The sequence below is a fragment of the Adlercreutzia murintestinalis genome (assembly GCF_943192905.1).
In the GTDB taxonomy this organism is placed as follows: domain Bacteria; phylum Actinomycetota; class Coriobacteriia; order Coriobacteriales; family Eggerthellaceae; genus Adlercreutzia_A; species Adlercreutzia_A murintestinalis.
Genome location: NZ_CALPCC010000001.1, coordinates 17,676 through 43,033, shown reverse-complemented (window position 1 = coordinate 43,033; position 25,358 = coordinate 17,676). Strand labels below are relative to the sequence as shown.

General features: G+C 60.3%; 20 protein-coding genes. 15 read left to right on the top strand and 5 right to left on the bottom strand.

Annotated features, from left to right (window positions below):
• Positions 1–2 precede the first annotated feature (2 nt).
• The gene (locus NFR19_RS00175) at positions 3–656 is read right to left on the bottom strand and encodes an amino acid ABC transporter permease (protein ID WP_251211753.1); all 654 of its coding nucleotides are present in this window, start codon (positions 654–656) and stop codon (positions 3–5) included.
• A 119-nt stretch (positions 657–775) separates the two neighbouring features.
• The gene (locus tag NFR19_RS00170; protein WP_251211752.1) at positions 776–1,642 is read right to left on the bottom strand and encodes a transporter substrate-binding domain-containing protein; all 867 of its coding nucleotides are present in this window, start codon (positions 1,640–1,642) and stop codon (positions 776–778) included.
• A gap of 240 nt (positions 1,643–1,882) precedes the next feature.
• On the opposite strand from NFR19_RS00170, the gene NFR19_RS00165 reads away from it, so the two are divergent.
• Complete coding sequence (locus tag NFR19_RS00165) at positions 1,883–3,442, top strand: S1C family serine protease (protein ID WP_251211751.1); 1,560 nt, start codon at positions 1,883–1,885, stop codon at positions 3,440–3,442.
• 59 nt (positions 3,443–3,501) lie between these two features.
• Positions 3,502–4,098 carry a hypothetical protein gene (locus NFR19_RS00160; protein ID WP_251211750.1) on the top strand — a complete coding sequence of 199 codons (597 nt, stop codon included), beginning with the start codon at positions 3,502–3,504 and terminating at the stop codon, positions 4,096–4,098.
• Between the two features lie 64 nt (positions 4,099–4,162).
• Here NFR19_RS00160 and NFR19_RS00155 read toward each other — a convergent pair whose 3' ends face one another.
• A complete protein-coding gene (locus NFR19_RS00155) occupies positions 4,163–4,927 on the bottom strand; it encodes a TatD family hydrolase (RefSeq protein ID WP_251211749.1) in 765 nt (254 codons plus the stop codon).
• A 198-nt stretch (positions 4,928–5,125) separates the two neighbouring features.
• Here NFR19_RS00155 and NFR19_RS00150 point away from each other — a divergent pair, with 198 nt between their 5' ends.
• The 9 genes from NFR19_RS00150 to NFR19_RS00110 all read left to right on the top strand — a co-directional run bounded on the left by NFR19_RS00150 (position 5,126) and on the right by NFR19_RS00110 (position 18,280).
• Complete coding sequence (locus NFR19_RS00150) at positions 5,126–6,199, top strand: undecaprenyl-diphosphate phosphatase (protein ID WP_251211818.1); 1,074 nt, start codon at positions 5,126–5,128, stop codon at positions 6,197–6,199.
• A 1,054-nt stretch (positions 6,200–7,253) separates the two neighbouring features.
• On the top strand, positions 7,254–7,535 hold the full coding sequence (locus NFR19_RS00145) for a chorismate mutase (RefSeq protein ID WP_251211748.1): 282 nt from the start codon (positions 7,254–7,256) through the stop codon (positions 7,533–7,535).
• Positions 7,532–8,332, top strand: coding sequence for a 3-deoxy-7-phosphoheptulonate synthase (aroF, locus tag NFR19_RS00140; RefSeq protein WP_251211747.1), 801 nt, complete (start codon positions 7,532–7,534; stop codon positions 8,330–8,332). Before NFR19_RS00145 ends, aroF begins: the two co-directional genes overlap by 4 nt.
• A gap of 555 nt (positions 8,333–8,887) precedes the next feature.
• Positions 8,888–9,979 carry a methyltransferase domain-containing protein gene (locus NFR19_RS00135; RefSeq protein WP_251211746.1) on the top strand — a complete coding sequence of 364 codons (1,092 nt, stop codon included), beginning with the start codon at positions 8,888–8,890 and terminating at the stop codon, positions 9,977–9,979.
• 76 nt (positions 9,980–10,055) lie between these two features.
• Positions 10,056–11,144 (top strand): GTP-binding protein, encoded by a 1,089-nt coding sequence (locus NFR19_RS00130; protein WP_251211745.1) that lies wholly within the window; start codon positions 10,056–10,058, stop codon positions 11,142–11,144.
• Between the two features lie 253 nt (positions 11,145–11,397).
• The gene (locus tag NFR19_RS00125; RefSeq protein ID WP_251211744.1) at positions 11,398–13,680 is read left to right on the top strand and encodes a DUF3641 domain-containing protein; all 2,283 of its coding nucleotides are present in this window, start codon (positions 11,398–11,400) and stop codon (positions 13,678–13,680) included.
• 242 nt (positions 13,681–13,922) lie between these two features.
• A complete protein-coding gene (locus NFR19_RS00120) occupies positions 13,923–14,876 on the top strand; it encodes a DNA cytosine methyltransferase (protein ID WP_251211743.1) in 954 nt (317 codons plus the stop codon).
• Positions 14,869–15,741 (top strand): NgoMIV family type II restriction endonuclease, encoded by an 873-nt coding sequence (locus tag NFR19_RS00115; protein ID WP_251211742.1) that lies wholly within the window; start codon positions 14,869–14,871, stop codon positions 15,739–15,741. Before NFR19_RS00120 ends, NFR19_RS00115 begins: the two co-directional genes overlap by 8 nt.
• Before the next feature lie 46 nt (positions 15,742–15,787).
• Positions 15,788–18,280 carry an ATP-dependent helicase gene (locus NFR19_RS00110; protein WP_251211741.1) on the top strand — a complete coding sequence of 831 codons (2,493 nt, stop codon included), beginning with the start codon at positions 15,788–15,790 and terminating at the stop codon, positions 18,278–18,280.
• Between the two features lie 9 nt (positions 18,281–18,289).
• Here the strand turns inward: NFR19_RS00110 and NFR19_RS00105 are convergent, their stop codons facing one another.
• Positions 18,290–19,189, bottom strand: coding sequence for a TrmH family RNA methyltransferase (locus tag NFR19_RS00105; protein ID WP_251211740.1), 900 nt, complete (start codon positions 19,187–19,189; stop codon positions 18,290–18,292).
• Positions 19,186–19,422, bottom strand: coding sequence for a glutathione S-transferase N-terminal domain-containing protein (locus NFR19_RS00100; RefSeq protein WP_251211739.1), 237 nt, complete (start codon positions 19,420–19,422; stop codon positions 19,186–19,188). Before NFR19_RS00100 ends, NFR19_RS00105 begins: the two co-directional genes overlap by 4 nt.
• Before the next feature lie 1,053 nt (positions 19,423–20,475).
• On the opposite strand from NFR19_RS00100, the gene NFR19_RS00095 reads away from it, so the two are divergent.
• The 4 genes from NFR19_RS00095 (at position 20,476) to fusA (ending at position 25,347) form a co-directional block, all read left to right on the top strand.
• On the top strand, positions 20,476–21,837 hold the full coding sequence (locus NFR19_RS00095) for a putative manganese-dependent inorganic diphosphatase (protein ID WP_251211738.1): 1,362 nt from the start codon (positions 20,476–20,478) through the stop codon (positions 21,835–21,837).
• A gap of 451 nt (positions 21,838–22,288) precedes the next feature.
• The gene (gene rpsL, locus NFR19_RS00090) at positions 22,289–22,660 is read left to right on the top strand and encodes a 30S ribosomal protein S12 (protein ID WP_251211737.1); all 372 of its coding nucleotides are present in this window, start codon (positions 22,289–22,291) and stop codon (positions 22,658–22,660) included.
• Positions 22,661–22,747: 87 nt separating this feature from the next.
• Positions 22,748–23,218: a 30S ribosomal protein S7 gene (gene rpsG, locus NFR19_RS00085; protein WP_251211736.1), complete on the top strand. Its 471-nt coding sequence runs from the start codon at positions 22,748–22,750 to the stop codon at positions 23,216–23,218.
• An 11-nt stretch (positions 23,219–23,229) separates the two neighbouring features.
• Entirely contained in the window at positions 23,230–25,347 is a 2,118-nt protein-coding gene (gene fusA, locus NFR19_RS00080; protein WP_251211735.1) for an elongation factor G, read from the top strand.
• The last annotated feature ends 11 nt before the right edge of the window (positions 25,348–25,358 follow it).

Below are 25,358 nucleotides of genomic sequence, written 5' to 3'. Positions count from 1 at the left end.
TTCTAGTTATGGTAGTAATCGAGCCGCTTCTCAACACGATTCAGAATGAACTCGATGAGCAGGCAGAACACCCAATAGATCAGCGCTGCCAGCGCATAGGGCACCATGGAGACCTCGCGCGCCGCGAGCGCTTTCGCCTGGCTGAACATTTCGGCGATGCCCAGCACGAATGCGAGCGAGGTGTCCTTCACCAGCGTGATGATCTCATTGCCCATGGCGGGCAGGATGCGTTTGACCACTTGCGGGAGCACGATCTTCATGAACGTTTGCGCCCGCGAGTACCCGAGCACGCTTGCGGCTTCGTATTGGCCGCGCGGAATGGATTGGATGCCGCTGCGATAGATCTCGCCGAAGTACGCGGCGTAGTTGAGGATGAAGCCGATGTCGCACGCCCAGAACTTCCAGTCGGGCCCCATCTGCAATCCGAAGAGGTAGTACGGCCCGAACATGATGGCCATCAGCTGCAACATCAGCGGCGTGCCGCGCAGAATGGAGATGTAGAACCGCGCGATGGCTGCCACCACGCGGAAGCGGCTCATGCGAGCGAGCGCCACCACTACGCCAAGCGGCAGCGCCCCGATCAGCGTGACAATGAATATCTGCGCGGTAAGCGCGAGGCCGTCCAGCAGCAAGCCGAACATCACACTGAATTCCACATCTTCTCCCTTCGTGGGTCTCGCGAACCGCGATCCGTGCGAACCGAACCGCGGTTCTTCCGGTGAGGCGAGACCTCAACTCCACCGCGCGAACGCGGTGGAATCTTGCTAGCGTGCCGTTATTTCAAGACCCAGTTGGCCTCGTAGTCAACGCCATTGGAGGCATACTTGTCGCAGATCTCCTTGGCCTGACCGTTGGCCACCAGCGCTGCCAGCGCCTCGTTCACCTTCTCGGCGATGGCTTCGCCCTGCTCGGTTTTGGCGAATCCGACGGCGTAGTGCTCGCTGGACAGCGCCTCGTCAAGCTGCTTGTACAGCTCGGGGTTGGCGGCCATCTGATAGGCAGCGATGCTCAGGTCGCATGCGACGGCATCAACGGTGCCCGCTTGCAGCTGCATGAAGGCGTTGTTGTAGTCGCTGATGGTGTCGAGCTGCTTGAAGCTGGCGCACAGGTCGGCTTGCGCAGCCTCGTCACCTGCCAGCACATCGTAGGCGGCGGAGTCTATCTGGGTGATGACCACCTTGTCGGCCAGATCCTCCAGGCTGTTGACGTCGCTGTCGGCGCGTACGACCACAACCTGCTCATTGAGCATGTAGGGGTCGCTGAACGTGTAGTCGCCCTCACGGCCTTCCATGGTGAAGCCGTTCCAGATGCAGTTGATGGTGCCCTCGTTGAGCAGCGCGTCCTTAGCATCCCAGTCGATGGGATACGGGGTCATGGTCCAGCCGTTCATGTCGGCCACGGCCTGCGCCAGATCAAGGTCGAGCCCGGTGTACTGGCCGTCCTCGCCGATATATCCGTACGGCGGATAGCTATTGTCGAAGCCTACGATCAGCTCTAGGCCGTCAGTGCTGGCTTCGGTGGCGTCGCTGGCGGCACTGCTGCTCGAGCTGGCGCTGCTGGTGCCGCCGGTGCAGCCGGCCAAAGCGAATACGCTCAGGGCCAGGGCGCATGCCGCTGCCGTCGCGATGATCCTCTTCTTCATGTCATGTTCCCTTCCATGGGTCGCGGCAGCGCGTTCACGCTACCACTCTACTGTAATAAAGCGCTCAAAGTATACCATGGCGTGCTGTGCGCGCTGCCCGGGCTGCGTTGATGGTGGCGTCATGCGCGTGGTGTACATCAGATGGTGTATTTAGGTGACGAATGGGCGAACGAGCCTTAACGCCACGGTTGAGACGCATGAGGTCGTGGTAGATTGCGGGCATCGACAAGGAGGTTTGACATGACATACAACGACCACGACCAGCAGATGCCCCAGGGCCATGCTCCGCACGGACAGGTGCCCTCCGGGCAGGCCCCTGACGCCCCGCATCACGCCTACCAAGCGGCATACGGGCACAACCCCTCTGCTTCGGGGCAGGCCCAGACCCAAGCTCAAGCTCAGGTTCAGACTCAGGCAGCACCCACGTCCGGCGCGCACGCAGTGCCGGGCGATCAGGTGCAAGCGGGCACCACGGCTCAGCACAGCGCCTATACCGCTCCGCTGCCGAATCAACCGGGCCCCGCGCAGCCAGCAGGAGCTGCGCCAGCCAAGAAGTCCTCAGGTGGCAAGACGTTCATCCTCGGCTTCTTCGGTGCGCTTCTAGCGTGCGCGCTGGTGTTTGGCATTGCCGTTGCTACCGGCAACTTCGGCTCACGCCCAACGTTGGGCGCCGCTACCTCTACCTCCATTGAGGCGGTCAGCGAAGAGGCGTCACTGGCTGAGGCGGTAGCATCGAAGTGTTTGCCCTCAGTGGGGTCGGTCATGGTGTATTCCAACCAACCGCAAACATCCGGTAACGGCATCTATGACTTGCTCTACGGATACGGCTACGAACAAGATGATGGAACGCTCAACCAAAGCGGCATGGGTTCATGCGTCATGCTGTCCGAAGACGGGTATGCCATCACGAATTACCACGTGGTCGAGGGCGGCAGCAAGTATGAGGTGACCATCGAAGGCGAGACCTACGATGCCGAGCTGATCGGCGAGGATGCCTCGAGCGACGTGGCGGTATTGAAGCTGGACGGCGCTGATTTCACGCCGGTCGAGCTGGGCGATAGCGACAACATTACCATTGGTGAGTGGGTCATGAGCATCGGCAGCCCGTTCGGCCTGGAGCAGTCGGTGGCAACGGGCATCGTGTCTGCGACCAGTCGCAGTCAGATCATGGATTCCAGCACCGATATGCTGGGCCAGAGCACCGGCGAGGTCACCATCTATCCCAACATGATCCAGACCGATGCGGCCATCAACCCGGGCAATTCGGGCGGCGCGCTGGTGGACGCGCAGGGCAAGCTGGTGGGCGTCAACACGCTGATCACTAGCTATAGCGGTAACTATTCGGGCGTGGGTTTCGCTATTCCCGTCAATTACGCGGTGCAGCTGGCGCAAGACATCATCGAAGGGAAAGAGCCCACGCATGCGCAGCTGGGCGTGAATCTGACCACCGTCAACAAGGCCATCGCCGAGCGCTACGGTTTCTCGGTGGATGAGGGCGCCTACGTGTCCGGCGTCAGCCCCGAGAGCGGCGCGGAAGCTGCCGGCATCGAGGTGGGCGACATCATCGTGGGATTCGATGGTCAGGTGGTGAGCAGCGCCAGCGATTTGATGCTGGATGTGCGCACGAAGAATCCTGGCGACAAGGTGACGCTGAAAGTGGACCGCGACGGCGAGGTGATGGATATCGAGGTGACGCTGGGTCAGAGCAGCAGCGCGGCGGCGAGCTCCAGTTCGTCGAGCAGCAGCGCCGATTCGTCCCAGCAGCGCGGTGGCACCCTCAACGGGCGGAGCATGCGGTAAGGAACCTGCGGTAACTCTGATAGAATCGGGGAAGTTGTCGATGGCGGAAGAAGGCGATCATGCCCACGTTCACTCAAGACTTCCCCGAATTCCGCAACATGGATTCGGGCAATGAATCCGTGAACCGCATCAGGCGCAACTATGCCACGAAAGATGCGGAGCGCGCGCGAGCGGCTCGGCGCCGCATGCAGGAGGGGATCCATCCTGGCGTTGAGCCGCAAAACGATGGCCAGGCGCGCGAATGGGAGGCGCGGCGGGAGGCGCGCGATGTGCGCCAGCGGGGCCGCAGCGGCAATCGGCAGTTGATCGATGGTCGCGGCAGCATCGACTCGCGGGCGTTCAACGAGCGACGCGAGATCGTGGGTTACACCATCGATGACCGCGATCGGCACGATCCTATGGTGGATGCGCTGGAGTCGCGCTCACGGTGGCGCAGCCAAGATGGGCTCAGCGTGAGCCATCAACGTATCTCGGGGCCGCAGCAGGCTGGTGGTCGGCGCCCCACGCAGATCGGTCTGCAGGGTGGCGCGATGGGCAGAAAGCGCGATTTCGCGGCCGCACGGGGGTCGGCATCGGGCATTCCGCTGTTCGTGAAGATCGCCATTCCCGTCATCATCGTTCTGGGAATCATTTTGTTTTTCTTGCTGACCCCGTAGTTCGAGCTTTTGCGGCGCAATCCTCGCTGCACCATGGCGCTGTGCGCGGCAGCCATGCGCGAAGCTACGCGCGATCGAGCAGCTTCGCGCTATTGGAGGCCAACAGAGCCGAGAGCGTCTCGGTGTTGGTTTCGCGCAGTTCCGCCAGGTCCTCTACCGTATTACGCAGTTCCTCGGTCCACATATCCAGCGTGTAGGGCATGCCCTCGTGCGGCGGGTTGTCCGTTTCCACCAGCAGGCGGTCGTCGGGCACGGCCTTCGCGAAGAGCCGCCCGGCATCGGTGGCCAGCATGCGCATACCCACCGAGAACCAACAGTCGTGGGCCAGCGCGCGCCCGAAATCGTCTGGCGTGCCTTGGAACCAATGAAAGACGCAGGTGTGCGCGGCGGTGGTGTTGCAGCGTTCGAGCATGTCGAGCACGGCGTCGGCGGCATGTACGGCGTGCAGGAAGATCAGCTTGCCCGGGCCGACTTGGTCAAGGCAGCTCAGCAAGCGATAGAGCACCTCTTCCTGACGTTGCCGCGTAGCGTTTCGCTTGCTGTGGAAGTCAAGCCCCACTTCGCCGATGAAGGGCGTTGCGGCCGCCAGGGCCTCGAAGCGGGCGAGGTCCACTTCGCTGACGCGTTCCTGCGCCACCCACCACGGATGAACGCCGAGCGCCACGTGGATGTTCGGGTACGGGCTGAATTCCTCGCGCGCAGCCACGAAGCTGCTGGGCACCACGGTCGAGCACAATGCCACCAGGTCTGCTTCATGTGCTGCCGCCGCTACTTCGGCGGCATTGTCGGCGAAATCCAAGTGGCAGTGCATATCATACAGTCGTGTCATAGACATCTCCGATCCGTTGGTCCTGCTGTGTTTTGCGCCTCGGTGCATGTCTCACGTCTTTCGATGGCCGCCTCACGCTGCATGGTCGGTCATCTCACGTCTCGCGCCCGAGCGCATGCCGCTACGGTACCAGCACCGTGTCGCTTCTGGGGGCTTTTCGGGGCAGCCGTTTGTGATATGTATAATGCTCGCATGGATATTTTCATTGAATCGTTGAAGGCGTTGCTGATTGGCATCGTCGAGGGCATCACTGAATGGCTGCCCATCTCGTCGACCGGTCATATGATCCTGGTGGACGAATTCGTGAAGTTGAACGTCAGCGCGGACTTCCTCAGCTTGTTTCTGGTAGTCATACAGATTGGTGCCATCATGGCCGTTATCATCCTGTATTTCCACAAGCTGAACCCGTTTAGTGGGCGCAAAACGTACGAAGAGCGCCGCGGCACGTGGCATCTGTGGGGCATGGTGGTCGTCGGGTGTTTGCCTGCGGCTGTGTTCGGGTTGCTGCTGGACGATTGGGTGGAAGAGCACCTGTTCAACCCGGGCGTGGTAGCTGCGATGCTGATCCTGTACGGGGTGATCTTCATCGTGCTCGAGCGGCGCAATCGCAAGCGCGAAGCCGCGTATCTGGTCGACCAGGAGACGCTTGCGCGCATCAACCAACAGGCCGGGCGCAGTGCCGATGGGCGCGGGCGTCGTCGTGATTCTGCGCGTGCGGAGGCCGCCGTCGAGCCCGTGCGCGGCAAGCATGCGCGCCAGCCTGAACGGGCGTTGAACGTGCGCAGCGCGCATCAGTCCGCGCAGGGGGGCGGCCGCGCGCGCGACGACGGCGACGATGCCGAGCAGGCGCTCTTCCGCGTGCATACGGTGGATCAGATCGACTGGAAGACGGCGCTTAAGATCGGCTTCTTCCAGGTGCTCGCCATCGTGCCCGGTACCTCGCGCAGCGGCGCCACCATCATCGGGGGCATGCTGTGCGGCTGTTCGCGCACCGCGGCGGCTGAATTCACGTTCTTCCTCGCTATTCCCATCATGTTCGGCTGGGGCTTGGTGAAAGCGGTCAAGTTCATGGCCGAGGGCCTTGTGATGAGTCAGACCGAGATTGCCGTTCTGATAGTGGGCATCGTTTCGGCGTTCGTGGTCTCCATCATCTCCATCAAGTTCCTGATGGGCTACATCAAGAAGAACGACTTCACCGCGTTCGGCGTCTACCGCATCATCGTGGGTGTGCTGGTGCTGGCGTACTTCGGTGTAAAGCTGTTTCTTATATGAGAGCGTGTCGCGCTGGCAGCATCAAGCATATACATCTTGTGCGCTGGTGATACCGAGCATATACGTTTTATGCACCGGCAGCATTGAGCATGTGAGCTCTGTATGCTGGCGATACTGAGCGCTATCGGGGCGCGCTGCCCGATTATCAAGCGCATATTTGAGAGCTCTTGAGGTGCGGGAAGTTTTCGCATTCTGTCGTCTCAAGGCCCTTTTTGCCCTTGAATCTTCACATCAATTGCAGGGGGCGTGGACGTTTTCTTGACATGCCTAGGCTGTCAGCGTTTGGAGTGAGAAGGGTAAATTGGACTTTTATTTAAGATTGTTCATGGAGTGGGTAAGATATCTTGGACGATTGTTTAAGAATCTTCAGGCCCAGGATCCTACAGTATTCGTTGGGGCTCATCTATCAGCAACTCTTTGATCCTCTCTTCAGTGTGGAGCTTTATGTGGCCATCGAGAAGCAGAGAGAACTACTCGAACGTCGCCCCTTTGTCGGCCTTTTTTGGGAATTTCAGCCGCTAATGCGAGTCAAACGATCCTCTCTCAGCATGTCGAAAAAAGTCGCAAGCGCCTGAACAGGGAGAATGCGATGGCACCAAATCGTATGTCGCAAAAAAGCTTAATTGCGACTCGCATTAGCGGCTGAAATTCCCAAAAAAGGTGCGAAGAAGCGAAAACAACGCGTCGAATGCTCATCGCGAGACCAAAGTGCTCGTGGTGTGACCGGTCATCGTCGGTTCTACATACCTCGATGACTGTGCTCATTGATGTTTTTGTTCGATCAGCATCGGTCGTTGCCTGTCTGCGTATCCCGGTGGCTGCGTTCGTTGGTGCTCTTTACGCGGTCGGTGTCGATCGCTGCCCGTTCTGCATGCCGTCACGTGACCCACGTGGCCCGATAGGGTCAAAGTCTCTTACTGTTCGGCCGATTGTTGCGCGGCTGCTCGAGCCCGGTACAGCATGCGGTTTTGTTTGTGCGACCGGTATTCTTTTGCCTTATAATCGCTTGCACACGGGCAACTTCCCCGTTATAGATGCATGAAAGGATAGAGAAGTGACTGAGGATAACGCAGCCTTCGCTGAGATCCAGAAGCACCGCGATCAGATTGACGAGATCGACCGCGAGCTGGTGGCGCTGCTGAACAAGCGCGCTGGCCATTCGCTGGTCATCCGTGGGTTGAAGCCGGATGCGCAGATGGGGCTCTACGATGCGAAGCGTGAGGAAGAGATCTTCGAGAAGGTGGCCAGCTATAACGAAGGGCCGCTGTACAACGAGTACTTGCGCGAAATCTATGCCACCATCTTGAAGGTGAGCAAGGAGACGCCGTCGCTATGAGAGATTCGAAGATAGAAGGCATCCCGTATCTGGGCCAACGTACGGACGAGATAACCATTTTCGCTGGGCCGTGTTCGGTGGAGTCGACCGAACAGTTCGATGAAGTGGCGGCGTGCATCAAAGGGCTGGGGCTGAAGTGGATCCGCGGCGGTGCGTTCAAGCCGCGCACCAATCCGCACAGCTTCCAAGGTCTTGGCGAAGAGGCGCTCAAGATCATGAAGGCGGCTGGCGAGAAGTACGGCCTGCTTACGCTCACTGAGGTGATGGATAGCGCGCATTGCCAGCTGGTGGCCGACTACGTGGACGGTCTGCAGGTAGGTGCGCGCAACTTTCAGAATTTCAGCTTGCTGAAGAAGATCGGCGAGGTGACGGCGGATACGCATCAGATGGTGCTGTACAAGCGTGGCTTCGCGGGCAGCATCGCCGAGTGGCTGGCGGCCACCGACTACATCACCGACAAGGGTAACACCAACGTGGTGCTGTGTGAGCGCGGCATCCGCACGTTCGAGACCGCCACGCGCTTCACGCTGGATATCGCCGCGGTGCCGGTCATTCACAAGCAGAGCCTGTATCCGGTGTGTATCGACGTGTCGCACCCGGCTGGGCAGCGCGACCTGGTGCCGGCGCTGGCGCTGGCCGCGGTGGCGGCGGGCGCGGACAGCCTCATGATCGAGGTGCACCCCAATCCACCCGAGGCTCTGAGCGACGGCCCGCAGCAGCTGACGCCCGTTCAGTTCGAGCAGCTGGTGGCCGAGCTGCGCGTAGTGGCCGAGGCCATGGGCAAGAAGATCGTGTAGGTTCCGGCGGCTTCCTCGGGCCAACCTGCAAGTCGGTTTTCGTAGGGCGCGTGCGAACGCGCCCTTCAACCACGGACAAGGTGCTTCTTATATGGCGTCCCTCTATTCGTGCCTTGCATGTATCTCCATTGGCGATCTTCCATCCATTGTGGTCGCATCGCTGTTCTTCCGACGGGTTCGTTCGCACGAACCCCTACGGTCAACCTGCATGGTTATTCAGAATCCAAACTGACTACGTGGTGCTCGAAGCGCTCGGTTGGGTTGCGGCGCTGATCTTCGATGGCAAAAAATCAGCATGAGGCGCGCTTCCTCGTTGGCGCGATAGTAGATGCCTCAATGCTCGCAGAACATCACGCGACATTCGAAGGGTGGGCGCGCCGCTTTGTAAGCAGGGTCGTAGACGCGGCCAAGGTGCCGCATGATTTCAGTAACTCTAACCGTTCAACTCTTTCATCATGCTATTAGTCCTATCTTAGTATTAGATATAGTCAAACAAATAGATGATAAAGTCCTATACTTCGCACAAGGTTCGCCTCAGGGAAGAAAGGATGCACGATGGATTACGGAGCATACTATCGCAAGGGCAATGGCAACTATCAGGCGTATTATGATGCGCTCGCGGCAGCGCAGGGCGCAGACCCGCAGGCCACGGCGCGCACGCGCGATGCCGAGGGTACCATCCCCGGACAGGCGCGCGATAAGCTGTTCAACGTATCGGCCGAGATCAAGAACATGTTCCACGAGCTAGGCTCGCCCATGCCGCCGCTGCTCGAAGGCTGCACGGTGCTCGATCTTTGTTGTGGCAGCGGGCGCGATACGTATCTGGCAGCGCAGCTCGTGGGGCCTGAGGGTACGGTCATCGGCGTGGAGCCGAACGCTGCGCGTCTGGCCATCGCGCAGAAGTACCTGGACAAGGAAATGGCGCAGTTCGGCTATGATCGCTGCAACGTGACGCTCATCCAGGGCGTGCCGGAGGATCTGAGCGCGGTGTCCGACGATTCGGTGGATGTGGTCATCAGCAACTGCACCTTCAATCTGTCGCCCGACAAGGAGGCCTACCTCGCCGAGGTGAAGCGCGTCCTGAAAGAGGGCGGCGAGTGGTACTTCACCGACGTGTTCTGCGACCGCCGCGTGCCGCAGGAGGCTTCCGACCAGATCGAGCGCGTGGCCGAGCGCTTGGGCGGTGCTGTGTTCATCGAGGATTTCCGCCGCATGGCGCAAGCGGCCGGTTTCCACGACCCGCGCTATCTGATGACCTGGCAGACGCCGCTGAGCGAGGCTGAGGCCGCAAACTACCCCAATATCGCTTTCGCCACCATCACGAGCCGTTTGATCAACTCCGAACTGACGAGCGATCACTGCGAGGATTATGGTGAAGAGATCGTCTACGATGGTTCGCTGCCGGATTACCCTGACTTCTTCCTGTTCGACAAGGACATCAAGTTCCCCTCCGGTCAGCAGATGCATGTGTGCGATAACGTGTCGGTGCTGGGGCTGGGCACGCGCTACGACCAGGTGATATCCGTGACGGGCGACCGCAGCCGTCATTTCGGCGACATTCACGGTGACCACATCATCAAAACAGCGCCCGATTTCGAAGGCGTGCGCGACGAAGACGATCAGCCGATCCAGGCGTCGTGCTGTTAGCTGAGGCGAAGGAGGGAAGGCGGGCGCTGGCTGGCCTTCCCGGCGCGTATTGAAGAGAGCGAGCAGAAAGGCAGACATGGACCCGATACGTTTCATGGTGGTCAGCGGTTTTTTGGGCGCCGGTAAGACGACGACAATGATCGCGCTGGGCGAATGGATGAAAGAACACTACGGCGAGACGGCTATCATCGCGAACGACCTGGGCGCGAACTTGGTTGACACGAGCCTGACGCAGACGAGCGGGTGCGTGGTGGCTGAGATCGCCAACGGGTGCATCTGCTATCAGATGGACAATGTGGTGGACCAGCTGCGGCGGTTGCGCGACAAGGCGGGCGCGGTCTTCGTGATGAGCGACATTCCTGGGTGCGGCGTGGGCGCGCTCGATCACGTGTATCACACGCTGGCCGCCGCGCATGCTGACGAGTTCACGCTGTCACCCTTCACGGTGATCGTGGACCCGGAGCGCCTGCGTATGATCATGCCCGAGAAGGCCGACATCAACTTGCCCGAAGAACTGGTGTATCTGTTGCAACTGCAGCTCGAAGAGGCCGATCTGGTGGTGCTGAACAAGTGCGATCTGTTGGACGAGGCTGATGTTCGGCGCTACGTTGACTTCTTGAAGACGGCGGTGCCCGACATCCCGGTGCTGTGCATCTCGGCGCGCGAGCGCACCGGCATCGCAGAGTTGGCCGACTTCGTGACCGCCCATACCACGCAGCTGAAGAATTTCAGCGTGCGCGACAACCATGAATTCGAGCAAGCCGAAGCGAAGTTGACCTGGTACAACCGCCGCATGTTCTTCAAGACGCTGGGTGGCGAGAAGATCGACATGAACGCCGTGGTGGAAGATGTGATCGAAGAGATCCGCATGGGGCTGATCGAGCGCAAGCGCAATGTGCCGCACTTGAAGACGTTCGCTACCTCGGGCAACGGCGACTTTAACAAGGCATCGTTGATCGGCGTGGATTACGAGGTGGAATACGAGCGGCAGTTTTTGCGACCGCACAAGAATATGCGCATGATCGTGAATGCGCGCGCCGTGTGCGAGAGTCGTCCGATGGCGCGCATCGTGGATGATGCGGTTGATGTGGTGTGCGAGCGGTATGGGCTCGATTGTCAGGTGTTCTTCACGGAGTGCTTCGGGATGGCGGACGAGGGAAGGTAGCCGCGCTTCGCTGGCAGCCTGAGGATCGGTCGCTCGGCAGTCCTCGGTGCTGCGCACCTGCGGAACTCGCTTTGCGATACCCCAGGCTGACAACAAGAGGCAACTATGGGAAGGCAGCCTGGGGATCGGTCGCTCGGCAGTCCTCGGTGCTGCGCACCTGCGGAACTCGCTTTGCGATACCCCAGGCTGACAACAAGTGCCGCTCTGTGTGGGAAGCGAGGGCGGCTGACCTTTATGGAAAAGGAGGAGCGAAATGAAGGGCGATGAGGCGCGGGCGCGGTTGCAACCTTCTTTGGATGCGTCGCAGAGGCCCGATGCGGAGCTGTCCGTTCACGATCAGATACGCGCGTATTACGGGCGCATTCTGGCGGGGTCTGATGACTTGAAGACGAACGCGACGTGTTGTACTGAGTCGGCGCCCCCGCGTTATGTGCTCGATGCGCTGGCGCAGGTTTCCGATGAGGTGATCGCGCAGTTCTATGGGTGCGGAAGCCCTATTCCGCCAGCGCTTGAGGGGTGCACGGTGGTCGATTTGGGCTGCGGGAGCGGCCGCGATGTGTATGCGCTCTCGAAGTTGGTGGGGCCGACCGGTCGCGTGATCGGTGTGGACATGACCGAGGCGCAGTTGGCCGTGGCGCGGGCATACGTGGACGAGCATACGGAGCGCTTCGGCTACGATGCGCCGAACGTGGAGTTCCGCTGCGGCTATATTGAAGATTTGGCTGAATTGGGCATTGAGAATGAGTCGGTCGATCTGGTCATCTCGAATTGCGTGATCAATCTCACGCCGTTCAAGGAGCAGGTGCTGCGCGAGGTGTTCCGCGTGTTGAAGCCCGGCGGGGAGCTGTATTTCAGCGATGTGTTCTGCGACCGGCGCATGCCCGATGAGCTGCGCGACGACCCGGTGCTGCGTGGCGAATGTCTGGGCGGCGCGCTCTATTTGGATGACTTTCGCCGTCTCATGCAGCGGGTCGGGTGGCCGTGCTTTCTGTTCACCGCGATGGATGAGATACATATCAGCGACCTGGCTATGGAGACGAAGGTGGGCTTCACCGGGTTCACTTCGCGCACGGTGCGGGCGATCAAGGCAACAGGTTTGGAGGACGCGCACGAGGACTTCGGCCAGACAGCGCGATATCGGGGCACGATTCCCGAGATGCCGCGCTATTTCGATCTAACCGATCAGGTGCGCTTGATCAAGGGTCGCGATGTGCCCATAAGCGGGAACATGGCCGAGATGCTGGCGCAGTCGCGCTATGGGGAACATTTCGAGATACGCCCGCGCGGGCGGCATCGGGGCGCGTTCGATTTCGAGCGGGCGCAGGATGCGGTGGCGGCGCGACGCGGACGCAAGGCGGTTGACCTGGCCTTCCTTGAGAAGGCGCTCGCGCGCATAGGGGAGCCGTCATTTGCCGCGCGAGTGGACGCGCCGCAGGTGCTGTGCGCGCCTGCGCCCGTCGAGCTTGCGACGTTGCAGGTGAACATCACGTACGCGTGCAATCTGGCGTGTCGGCACTGCTATTTGGAGTGCTCGCCGCGCTCGCAGGAGATGATGAGCCGAGAAGATCTGCACCTGGTGTTGGATGCGTTTCGCGCTGGCGGTTTCCACGTGCTCGACATCACCGGGGGCAGTCCGGAGATGCATCCTGATTTCAGCTGGTTTTTGCGCGAAGGGGCGAAAACAGCGAAGGAGGCGGGTGGCTACGTGATCGTGCGCAGTAATCTGACGCTGCTCGAACGGCCGGAATACGCGCACCTCATGCAGGAGTTCGCCGATGCACGGGCACACGTGACGGCGTCCATTCCATACTTCGATCCGGAAACGATGGATGCGCAGCGCGGGCGTGGCACATTCGAGGCTGCGATGAGTGCCATTCGCGCGCTGAATCGGCTGGGTTACGGCGTGGCGGCTCTGCGGGCAGATGGTGAGGGCGCGAAGGGGAAGGCTGCGGCGGATGCGACAGACGTGGATGCCACGGTGGCTGCAGAGGCCGCAGCATCGGTACGAGCCAGAGTGGATACGGCGAATACGACCGATGCTTCCCGCCCCGCGTGCTTAGAGCTTGACCTGGTCTATAACGTATCCGGCCCATTTCTGCCCCCGCCGCAGGATATGCTGGCCGACCTGTACCATGATGAGCTAGCGCGGCGCGAAAGCATCAGCTTCGACGGACTCTTCGCGTTCAATAACTATCCTATTGGCCGGTTCGGGCAGGATCTGCTGGACGCCAACATGTTCGATGAGTACCTGAAGCTATTGGTGGACAACTTCAACGCGCTTGCGGTGCAGCGTATGATGTGCCGCGACCAGATCAACGTGGATGTGGATGGACGTCTCTACGATTGCGAGGTCAACCACGTGCTGGGGCTGCCCATCCAGGTGGGTGACGGTGGCGCGACGCGCGATGCGACGCTAGCCGACCTGATCGCCGGTACGCTGGGCGAGCGTAGCATCCGCACGCATCCGGTGTGCTACAGCTGCGCCGCTGGGTTCGGCTCAAGTTGCGGCGGGTCGCTGGTGGCCTCGCTGGCATAGATATCTGCGTGCAGGAACGCGTGGGGAGTTGGTCTCTAACGCGCCCATTTGTCGGCGAAGCGTTTTGCACGAAATTGGTCATGCTGTGTCCTTGCTATGGGACACAAGTATGATGCAGGCGCGATAAAATAAGGTATTTCAAAAGATGCACCGTTCGAGAAGCAAGTTATCGTTCGTCAGATTATCATAGACGGATGTTGGAGCGAGGCGTAGAAAAGGGTACCAAGATTGGATTGCGCGATATGAACGAAGGGCAAAAACAGCGTTTAACCTGCGTCGAGATATGTGCGGGTGCTGGCGGCCAAGCGCTTGGCCTTGAGCAGGCGGGCTTTGAGCATATTGCCCTGATTGAGATCGAGCCCCAATATTGCCAGATCCTCAAGGAGAACAGGCCGGAATGGAACGTTATCTGCGCTGATGCTGGAAGCATTACGGGAACCGATTTCGGGCAGGTAGATCTGTTTGCAGGAGGGGTTCCGTGCCCGCCTTTTAGCAAGGCTGGCAAACAATTGGGAGAGGAAGACGAAAGAGATCTTTTTCCCGTGGCATTGCGCTTGATTGAAGAGATCGAGCCGCGTGCCATTTTGCTGGAGAATGTCCGAGGATTCCTCGATTCGGTATTCGATGAATATCGGCAGCGGATTCTCGATCAATTAGACGAATTGGGCTATGACACGTATATCAAGCTCGTGAAAGCGTCCGATCATGGAGTCCCTCAGCTTCGGCCTCGTACGGTGATAGTGGGAATCGCGAAAACAGAGGGCGCGCAATTTGCTTTTCCAGAGTCGAACGAAGGTGAAGCGCCCACGGTGGGCGATGCGCTTTTTGATCTTATGGCCGAGAACGGGTGGGAAGGTGCCGAAGAATGGAAGCGCAATGCTGATCGTATAGCGCCCACGCTGGTCGGCGGCTCGAAAAAGCACGGGGGGCCCGATCTTGGGCCCACACGTGCGAAAAAAGCGTGGGCTGCGCTGGGAGTGAATGGTAAGAGCATCGCTGATGCGGCCCCGGAAAAGGGGTATCAGGACATGCCGAGGCTCACACCGCGGATGATGGCGCGCTTGCAGGGTTTTCCGGATGAATGGAGTTTTACGACTCGCAAGACGACGACTTGTCGCATGATAGGAAACGCCTTCCCGCCCCCTGTGGCAAAAGCGGTCGGCACGAAGATCAAGGAGTGCATCGCGCATGGCTGACAACGATACTTCGCTTCTCTTCGTGCAGCGCAAGAACTTCCATAAGGCGCTCATCGAGAAGGGCGTCTTAGCCATCAGTGACAGGGGAATACCTACCAACGCCGATTCGGCAAATATGGCATCGGTAAGGATAGCGGCCGGTATAGCGGAGCAGCTGGTTGCCGAGGTTCACGAGCGTGCCGCGGGTCAGACGAGCGGGGCGAACTTCGAGACGATGGTTGCTGATTTTGTGACCCGGACCTTTCCTCTTTTGGATCACCTTCGGCCTGGTATGTGGACCATAATCAAACTGGGCAATCGTAGCGCGAAGAAGGCTTCTTCTTTTGCTCAGTACGAGCATTTGTCGTATCTTGACGAACTGACACGCGAGAATAAGCGTTTATCGGCCATGATCGGCAATGATTACATGGTTGCTCCCGATATCGTTGTGTACCGGGATCTCTATTCTGATGATGATCTGAACACGCCAATCGAGATCGTAAGCCAGGATGTGGCAACGTTGGCGGATCTGCGAAAGAGCGAGCAGGAGAATAGGCCCATCCTGCACGCGTCCATATCTGCAAAATGGACAATGCGATCCGATAGGGCGCAGAACAGCAGAACCGAAGCTTTGAACCTCATACGGAATCGCAAGGGCAGACTGCCGCACATTGTGGTTGTGACGGGGGAACCGTTGCCATCTCGGTTAGCATCTATCGCGCTGGGAACAGGAGACATTGATTGCACGTATCATTTTGCCTTGTACGAACTGATGAGGTCTGTAGAAGAACATGGTAGCTCTGAGGCGCTGGATATGCTCATGACGCTTATCGAGGGGAAGCGCTTAAAGGATATATCTGATCTTCCTCTTGATCTCGCTGTCTGATTTTTTGCAAACTTGGCTCAAGGATGAGAAGAACGAGGGGCTGCGTATGCCGCTAGACATAGACACACTGAACGAACCCCAGGCACAGGCGGTGCTGTGCACCGAAGGGCCGCTGCTGGTGCTCGCAGGCGCGGGCTCGGGCAAGACGCGCGTGCTCACCTATCGCATCGCGCACTTGTTAGAGGATTGCGGCGTGGCACCGTGGCAGGTGCTGGCTATCACGTTCACCAACAAGGCGGCGGCTGAGATGCGCGAGCGCTTGGGCGACCTGGTCGGCGGCGCGGCGCGCGGCATGTGGGTGTCCACGTTCCACAGCATGTGCGTGCGCATCCTGCGGGCCGATGCCGACCTGCTCGGCTTCGGGAAGAATTTCACCATCTATGACTCCGACGATCAAAAGCGCCTGTTCAAGGCCATCATGATGGAGCAGGATATCGACCCGCGGCGTTTCCCGGTGAACACGCTGATGGGGCGCGTGTCCCAGGCGAAGAACGAGCTCAAGGTGCCGGGCACCATGGCTGATGAGGCGGTCGATCCCATCTCGAAGGTGGCTGCCCGCGTCTACGAGGAATACCAGCGGCGCCTGAAGGCCGCCAACTCCATGGATTTCGACGATCTGCTTCTGTACGCCTATCTGCTGTTGAAGCATCACGAGAACGTGCTGGCGGCGTATCAGGATCGTTTCCGTTACCTCATGGTGGACGAGTACCAGGATACGAACCACGCGCAGTACGCCATCACCAAGCTGCTGGCCGCCGCGCATAAGAACATCATGGTAGTGGGCGACGACGACCAGAGCATCTACAGCTGGCGCGGCGCCGACATCAGCAACATCCTTGATTTCGAGCAGGACTATCCCAATGCCACCGTGGTGAAGCTGGAGCAGAACTACCGCAGCATGGGCAACATCTTGGATGCGGCCAACGCGGTCATCGCGAACAATCAGACGCGCAAGGCTAAGCGCCTGTTCACCGATGCGGGCGCAGGCGAGAAGCTGGGCGTGTACATGGCTGCCGACGAGCGCGATGAGGGGCGCTGGATCGCCGGCGAGATAGAGAAGCTGCGCGCCGATGGCGTGGGGTACGACCAAATGGCCGTGTTCTACCGCACGAACGCGCAGAGCCGCGTGTTGGAGGACATGCTGTTGCGGGCGGGCGTTCCGTATCGCATCGTGGGTGGCACGAAGTTCTTCGATCGCAAAGAGATACGCGACGTGATGGCGTATCTGACGCTGGTGGTGAACCCGGCCGACGACATGGCGTTCGAGCGCGTGGTGAACGTGCCGAAGCGTGGCGTGGGGAAGACCTCGCTCGATCGCATTCGCGAGCATGCGCGCCAGCTCGATGCGCCTATGCTGACCGCTGCTGAGATGCTGTTGCTCGATGATGAGGTGCGGGCGTCTACGCGCACGGCGCTCGGTGAGTTCATCCAAACGATCAAGGACGCGCAGCTGTACGCGGGCGATCTGCGCAGAGTGGTGGAGGCCATCATCGACCGCGCGGGGTTGATCCAGGCGCTCCAAGCAGAGGATACTGACGAGGCGCAGGGCCGCATCGAGAACATCCAGGAGTTCATGGGCGTGGTGCAGGAGTTCAGCGAGACGCATGGTGATGACGATGCGGAGTTCGCGGCGCCCACGGTTGCGGCTCTTTCGTCTACGGGCGCTTTGGAAGCTGTTGGCGCTACGATGGCGTCCGCTGCGTCACCTTCGTCGTCTAACCTCTCTTCGCAGGCTGAAATGCGCACTGTCGGCGTTTCGGGCGCATCTGATGTTGCGGAGGATTCTTCGGCGGCGGTGCCGAACCAGCATGAGCAAGAAGAGCCTGCGCGCGAGTTGCGCGGCGATTCGCTGGCAGATTTCATCGAATGGGTGCGTCTGCGCACTGACTTGGATACCGTGAGCGAAGATGGGCGCGCGGTTACGCTGATGACGGTGCATTCAGCTAAGGGCCTTGAGTTCGACTGCGTGTTCGTGGCGGGCATGGAGGAATCCATCTTCCCGCATATGAACTCCATGGGCGATCCGGTGGCGGTGGAGGAAGAGCGGCGCTTGGCGTATGTGGCCATCACGCGGGCGCGGAAGCGTTTGTGGCTCACGTGCGCGCAGAGCCGACAGCTGTTCGGCCAGACGAACGCCAACCCTACGTCGCGCTTCATCCACGAGATACCCTCGGAGTTGCGGCACACCACTGGCCTAGGGTCGGCAGGTTTCAGCGGCACCGGCTGGGAGAAGCGCGGTAGCAGGCGCGGCATCTCCGGCAGCGGGGCCGAGGCGGGCGAAGGGCGCGTGTTCGGGCAGTCCAGCGCTTCGGGCGCCGGCGGCCGAAGCCGCGCGTTCGGTGGCGGGGCGAATCCCAACGCCGGGAAGAAGGCGGCTGCGAAGATGACCTTCGCCAAGGGAGACGCGGTCGATCACAAGACGTTCGGCCGTGGTGTCGTGACCAAGGTTGATGGTGACACGCTGCATGTGAAGTTCGCCAAGACCGGTCAGACGAAGAAGCTATTGAAGGATTACGCGCCCATCGTGAAGATCGGGTAGCGCTGGCGGCTATCGCAGCTGCCAGAAGGCGACGGCGCTGGCAGCGGCAACGTTGAGGGAATCAACGCCGTTGCTCATGGGAATGCGCACGGTGTAGTCGGCGGCGGCAATGGTGGCAGGGCTTAGGCCTTCGCCTTCGGTGCCCAGCACCATGGCCAGCCGCTCTTCGGTTCGCAAAACCGGATCATCAAGGGGAATCGAGTCGTTGGCGAGCGCCAGGGCGGCCACACTGAACCCAGCTTCGCGCAGAAGCGGAATGCCGGTGTGCGTCCAGCCGCCGGTTCGCGCCACATTACCGTGCGCTGCACGCCCTTCGACGTCGCAGCCGATGCGTGTCCACGGCACCTGAAACACCGTTCCCATGGAAACGCGCACGGCACGCCGGTAGAACGGGTCATAGCAGCCAGGGGTCACGAAGACGGCGTCCATCCCAAGGCCAGCGGCGTTACGGAAGATGGCGCCTACGTTGGTGTGGTTGGTGATGTCCTCCAAGACCGCCACGCGCCGCGCCTGCGCGAGCAAGGTGCGCGCATCTGGTAGTGGCGGGCGCCGGAACGTCGCCAGCGCTCCGCGGGTGAGCGCGAATCCTGTGAGGTGTTCAAGTTCGCGGTTCGGTGCGGTCAACACGGGCGCGTCGGGGTAGCGCTCGTGGAAGCGTGCGATGAGCGCGGCTTCCTTCGCCAACTGGTCTTCGCCGACCAAGAGCGAGAGCGCCGGTAAGCCCGCGTTCATTGCACGGCCGATCACCTTTGCCGATTCGGCGATGAGCATGCCGCGTTCTGGTTCAAGCTTGCTGCGCAGTTGCACGTCAGTGAGCCGTGCGTACGCATCCAGCCGCGGGTCCTCGACCGTGGTGATGGTTTCTATGCTGGCGGCGCTCAAAATGGATTCTACGCTGGCGGCGTTCAAAGGTAGTGCTCCGTGAGGTACGCGATCACGTCGTCGTTGCCCTGAATGAGCTGTCCGTTCGCGCTCAGGTAGGGGATCAGGTTCGCGTCACCGCCCAGCGCGAGCAGCTCTTGGTAGGGGCCCTCTTGCTCTACGTCGCGCAGATCGAGTGCGATGCCGTGCTCGTTCGCAAATTGCGTTGTCACCGAGCAGGTTTCGCAGGGTGCCCAGTAATACAGTATCGGTGTTTCCATAGGTCCTCCGATCAAGAGTGTTCGGTCCGCGAACTGTGCCTTGCGCACGATCAGTCTATACCTTACGTGCGACTAATCGTGCATTGCATACGATCAGCCCATACCTTGCGGACGGCCGATTCGCACCTTGTGCACCGTCAGCTTGTATTCTCATAAAATCATATACGATCGACCGAGTCGCCTACAGCCACGAACAGCGCTACGCAAGAGCGCCTGAAAATCTGACACGGATCTGGCTGATGACACTGGGTCGCGGCAAGAAGTTCGCGTGCCATGCCTCTGCAACCGCGGCGTGCGGCGCGGAGTTCTCCTTCGCCCTGCCGCATCACCTTTGGTAGTGCGGCATCAGCGAAAACACCGACGGGCTTCTCCAAAAGCACTTCCCGAAGGGTGCTCTTTAGGCGACGTTGCCGCCAAAGAGGTCCAGGCGGTCTGCGATAAGCTCAACCGAAGATCGCGCAAGCGCCGAGGCTGCAGAATGCCCTACGAGGCCCACTCCCGACCTCGTCGCAATTGATTTGAAGATTCAAGGCTATTTTCGGCTTGATTTTGGGAAGTTTAGCCGCTAATGCGAGTCAAACGATCCGCTTTCGACATGGCGGAGCGTATGCTGGAAAATTCTCAAGCGCCTGAACAGGGATAATTCAACAACACCAAAAAATGTATGGCAAAACCAACGTATTACGACTCGCATTAGCGGTTGAAATTCCCATAAAAGAGCAAAAAGTCCCAAAAAAGTGAAAAGGCAACCCATGGAACGAGGGAGTAATTTGTGGAACGAACAAAAGATGCATGTTGATGGCGACGCACGTAAGACCGAATGCACGCAGGGCTAGAATACGCGTAAGTTCGGAATACATGCAAGGTTGAGGAATGCACGCAGGGCTAGAATCGTAAGGCCAAAATGCACGTGGGGCTATGGGATGCTGCCAGGGATGCCGCCAGGGTGTTTGCCGCTCGGCGGCTACCTGCGCGTGTTGCACGCCGCACTTTATATAATGAGACGCGGTCCGGGCCGAAAGGCGGCCTGCCAAACCTGGAGGCAGAAGCAGTATGGCAAAAACGATCCTTGTGGTAGGGCACAAGAATCCCGACAACGACTCGATCAGCTCCGCGGTCGGCTATGCGTACCTAAAGACGCAGATGGTGGCTCGCGAAGGGCGCGCACATGAGGTGGAATACGTCCCGGCGCGCCTTGGGAAGATGCCGCCGGAAAGCGCATGGATACTAGAGCAGAACGGCATCGCGGCCCCGCGCGTGATCAAGCATGTGCATGTGCGCGTGCGCGACGTGATGACGCCCGACCCTGTCTCCATCAGCGCTGACGACACCATGCTGCAGGCTGGTCGCCTGCTCAAGAAGCACAATGTGCGCTCGCTGGCGGTGGAGGATGCGGATGGCCGTTTCCTCGGGCTGATCTCCACGCGCGCCATCGCCGAGCGCTACATCTCGGCCACCGACGCACTGGAAGAGGGCGACCCGGCTTCCAGTATGGCCGTGGCGTCGTCGCTCATAGACTCGCTGAACCAGAAAGTAAGCGAACTGATGGCAACCAACGTGTTCGTGCTTGACGAAGAGGATCTGGTGAAGGATTCAGTGGAGGACCTCATTGCCAGCGAACTGCGCGAAGGCATCGTGCTGGACGACGACGGCCGCGCCATCGGCATCGTCACACGCTCGGACGTGACCACCTACCCTAAGCGTCAAGTGATCCTGGTCGATCATAACGAAACCCTGCAAGCGGCCCCGGGCATCGAAGATGCAGACGTGGTTGAGATCATCGACCATCATCGCATCGCCGATGTGTCCACCGCCAACCCTATCCAGTTTTTGAACCTGCCCTTGGGAAGCACGGCCACCATCATCACCCTGGAGTTTCGCCGCCACAGCATTGAGATCCCGCCGCCCATCGCCGCGGTGCTGCTGTCAGCCATCATGACCGACACCGTTATTCTGAAGTCGCCCACCGCGACTGACATTGACCGCGAACAGGCGGAATACCTCGGTGCCATCATCGGGCGCGACGTTACGGAGTTTGGCCTGGAAGTGTTCAAGACGCGCGGTGGCGAAAACAACATGAGCGCGAAGGACCTCGTGGAAGCGGACTCCAAGGAGTTCCATTCGGGCGACGATACATTGCTGATCGCGCAGCGCGAAACGGTTGACCTGGCAGGCGTGATGGAGCGCGAAGCCGAAATACGCGCGCACCTGCGCAAGCTGATCGCCGATCGTGGCTACGCGATGGTGCTGCTGATGGTGACCGACATCATGGCGGAAGGCAGCCAATTCATCATCGAAGGCAACACGCGCATCGCCGAGAAGGCCTTTGGCATCGAAGTGCAGCCAGAGGGCGGCAACTGGATGCCCGGCGTGCTGTCGCGCAAGAAGCAAGTGGCGGCGCGCATCTTGAATTAGCGCGTGCGCGGTCGCCAGTGCAGGGGTTGGCGGCCCCATGACCGTCTGTCATCAGCGCGTGCGCGACCACCATCAGCCACACGTGCATGCGATCCGCCGAGAGCGCACACGAGTCTCGTCGACAGCACGTACATGATCCTTGTCAGCTGCACGTGCATAGCCGCCGCACAGCCGCTCGAAGAACATATGGATACGCCCGGGTGCGTGGCGTTTGACACGCTGGGAAACTCCCACTAATATGCAACGTCGCGCCTGCACCAGGCGCATATTTTTCGTGCGCGCATCTGCCATGCGCTCCCGAAAAGTACGGAGGATCAAGGCTTCTCACCCCAGCCTCGATGCCTTGAAAAGAAGGCTCTTCCGCCGCGCACAACCCGCGCGCGACCACGGAAGGTTCTTCTCTGAAAGGCAGAGAGCGGCCTGAAGAGCCTAGACAAGAAGGAGAAACGCTTTGCCTACAATCAATCAGCTGGTCCGCAAGGGCCGCAAGAAGCAGGTCGACAAGAAGAAGACCCCGGCTCTCAAGGGCAACCCGCAAAAGCGCGGCGTGTGCACCCGCGTGTACACCACCACCCCGAAGAAGCCGAACTCGGCACTGCGCAAGGTTTGCCGTGTGCGCCTGGTCAACGGCATGGAGGTCACGGCCTACATCCCGGGCATCGGCCACAACCTGCAGGAGCACTCCATGGTGCTCATCCGCGGCGGCCGTGTGAAGGACCTGCCCGGCGTGCGCTATAAGGTCATCCGCGCCGCGCTCGACTGCGCGCCGGTGGACAACCGCATGCAAGCCCGCAGCCGCTACGGCGCCAAGCGCCCCAAATAAGTCGATAAGCCGCGCGGGCTGCGCCATCGCGGTCTAATGGCGGGATAGGACGCCCGCCCGAAGCGCGCAAAAGATAAGGAGAAACGCATGCCACGTCGTGCAGCAGCATCCCGGCGCGAGATTCAGCCGGATCCGAAATTCAACAACCGCCTGGTCACCCAGCTGACCAACAAGATCATGCTCGACGGCAAGAAATCCCTTGCCGAGCGCATCGTCTATGGTGCCTTCGACATCGTGGAAGAGAAGACCGGCGAAGATCCGCTGTCCGTCTTCAAGAAGGCCATGGACAACGTCCGTCCCACCCTTGAGTGCAAGCCTAAGCGCGTGGGCGGCGCCACCTACCAGGTGCCCATGGAAGTGAACAGCCGCCGCGCAACCACGCTGGCCATCCGCTGGATCGTGGACTACAGCCGCAGCCGCAAGGAGCACACCATGAAGGAGCGCCTGGCGAATGAGATCATCGACGCTTCCAACAACACCGGCGCAGCCGTGAAGAAGCGCGAAGATATGTACAAGATGGCCGAGGCGAACCGCGCCTTCTCGCACTACCGCTTCTAAGGCAGGAAAACATGGCAAAACTGGAACTGAAAGATACGCGTAACTTCGGGATCATGGCCCACATCGATGCGGGCAAGACCACCACGACCGAGCGCATCCTGTATTACACGGGCAAGACCCACAAGATCGGCGAAGTGCACGATGGCGCTGCCACCATGGACTGGATGGTCCAGGAGCAGGAGCGCGGCGTGACCATCACTTCGGCTGCAACCACGTGCTATTGGAAGTACCCCCGCGGCGAGGAAGATGGCAAGGAATATCGCTTCCAGATCATCGACACGCCCGGCCACGTTGACTTCACCGCTGAGGTGGAGCGCTCGCTGCGCGTGCTGGACGGCACCGTGGCGGTGTTCGACGCGGTGGCTGGCGTGCAGCCGCAGTCCGAGACGGTGTGGCGCCAGGCCGAGCGCTACGGCGTGCCCCGCATCGCCTTCATCAACAAGTACGACCGCGTGGGCGCCGACTACTTCCACGCCATCCAGACCATGCGCGACCGCCTGGACGCGCCGGCATTCGCCGCTCAGCTGCCCATGGGCGCTGAGGACCAGTTCTGGGGCGTGGTCGACCTGGTCACTATGACCGCGTGGGACTTCAAGGCCGACGACAAGGGCATGACCTACCCCGAACCCATGGACGCCATCCCCGAGGAATTCGCCGCCGACGCCGAGCTGTACCGCCAGGAGCTGCTGGAGGCTGCCGCCGACTGCGACGACGACCTGATGGAGAAGGTCCTGATGGAGGAAGAGGTGACGGTCGAAGAGTTCAAGGCCGCCATCCGCAAGGGCGTCATCGCGTGCAAGTTGAACCCCGTGTTCGTGGGCAGCGCCTACAAGAACAAGGGCGTGCAGGAAATGCTCGACGCGGTGGTCGACTATCTGCCCAGCCCGGTGGACATCCCGCCGATCACGGGCGTGAACCCCAAGACCGACGCTGAGGAAGACCGCCCGGCCGACCCGAAGGCGCCGTTCAGCTCGCTGGCGTTCAAGATCATGACCGACCCGTATGTGGGCAAGCTGACCTACCTGCGTTGCTACTCGGGTAGCCTGGACAAGGGCAGCTACGTGCTCAACGCTGTCAAGGGCAAGAAGGAGCGCATCGGGCGTTTGCTCCAGATGCACTCCAACCAGCAGATCGACGTTGACAAGTGCAGCGCTGGCGACATCGTGGCTGTGGTGGGTTTGAAGGACACCTCCACAGGCGATACGCTGTGCGCCGAGGACGCGCCCATCATTCTGGAGAGCATGCAGTTCGCCGACCCGGTCATCGACATCGCGGTCGAGCCGAAGACGAAGGCCGAGCAGGACAAGATGGCCATCGCGCTGCAGAAGCTGGCCGAAGAGGACCCGACGTTCCGCGTGTCCACCAACCATGAGACCGGCCAGACCATCATCGCTGGCATGGGCGAGTTGCACCTGGAGATCATCATCGACCGCCTGCTGCGCGAGTTCAAGGTTGAGGCGAACGTGGGCAAGCCGCAGGTTGCTTATCGCGAGCGTCCAGGCCACGAGGTCATGAACGCTGAGGGCAAGTTCGTGCGTCAGTCTGGCGGCCACGGTCAGTACGGCCATGCGGTCATCAACATGTACCCGCAGGAAGCTGGCGCTGGCTATGAGTTCGACAACAAGATCGTCGGCGGCGTCATTCCCAAGGAGTTCATCCCCGCGGTGGACAAGGGCATCCAAGAGGCGCTGAACAGCGGCGTTTTGGCAGGATACCCGGTCGAGGACATCAAGGTGGAGCTCATTGACGGCAGCTTCCACGAAGTGGACTCGTCGGAGGCGGCGTTCAAGGTGGCGGGATCCATGGCCATCAAGGACGCGCTGAAGAAGTCCGACCCGGTCATCTTGGAGCCGGTCATGGCTGTGGAAGTGGAAACGCCCGAAGAGTACACCGGCTTCGTGATGGGCGACATCCCCAGCCGTCGCGGCGTCATCCAAGGCCAGGAGCAGCGCGGCAACGCCACGGTCATCAGCGCGAAGGTGCCGCTGAGCCAGATGTTCGGCTATGCGACCGACCTCCGTTCCGGCACCCAGGGACGCGCCGTGTACACCATGCAGTTCGATAGTTACGAGCCGGTCCCGAAGAACGTGGCAACCGAGATTATCAGCAAGGCCGGCGGCAACGCCTAAGGCAGCTGGAA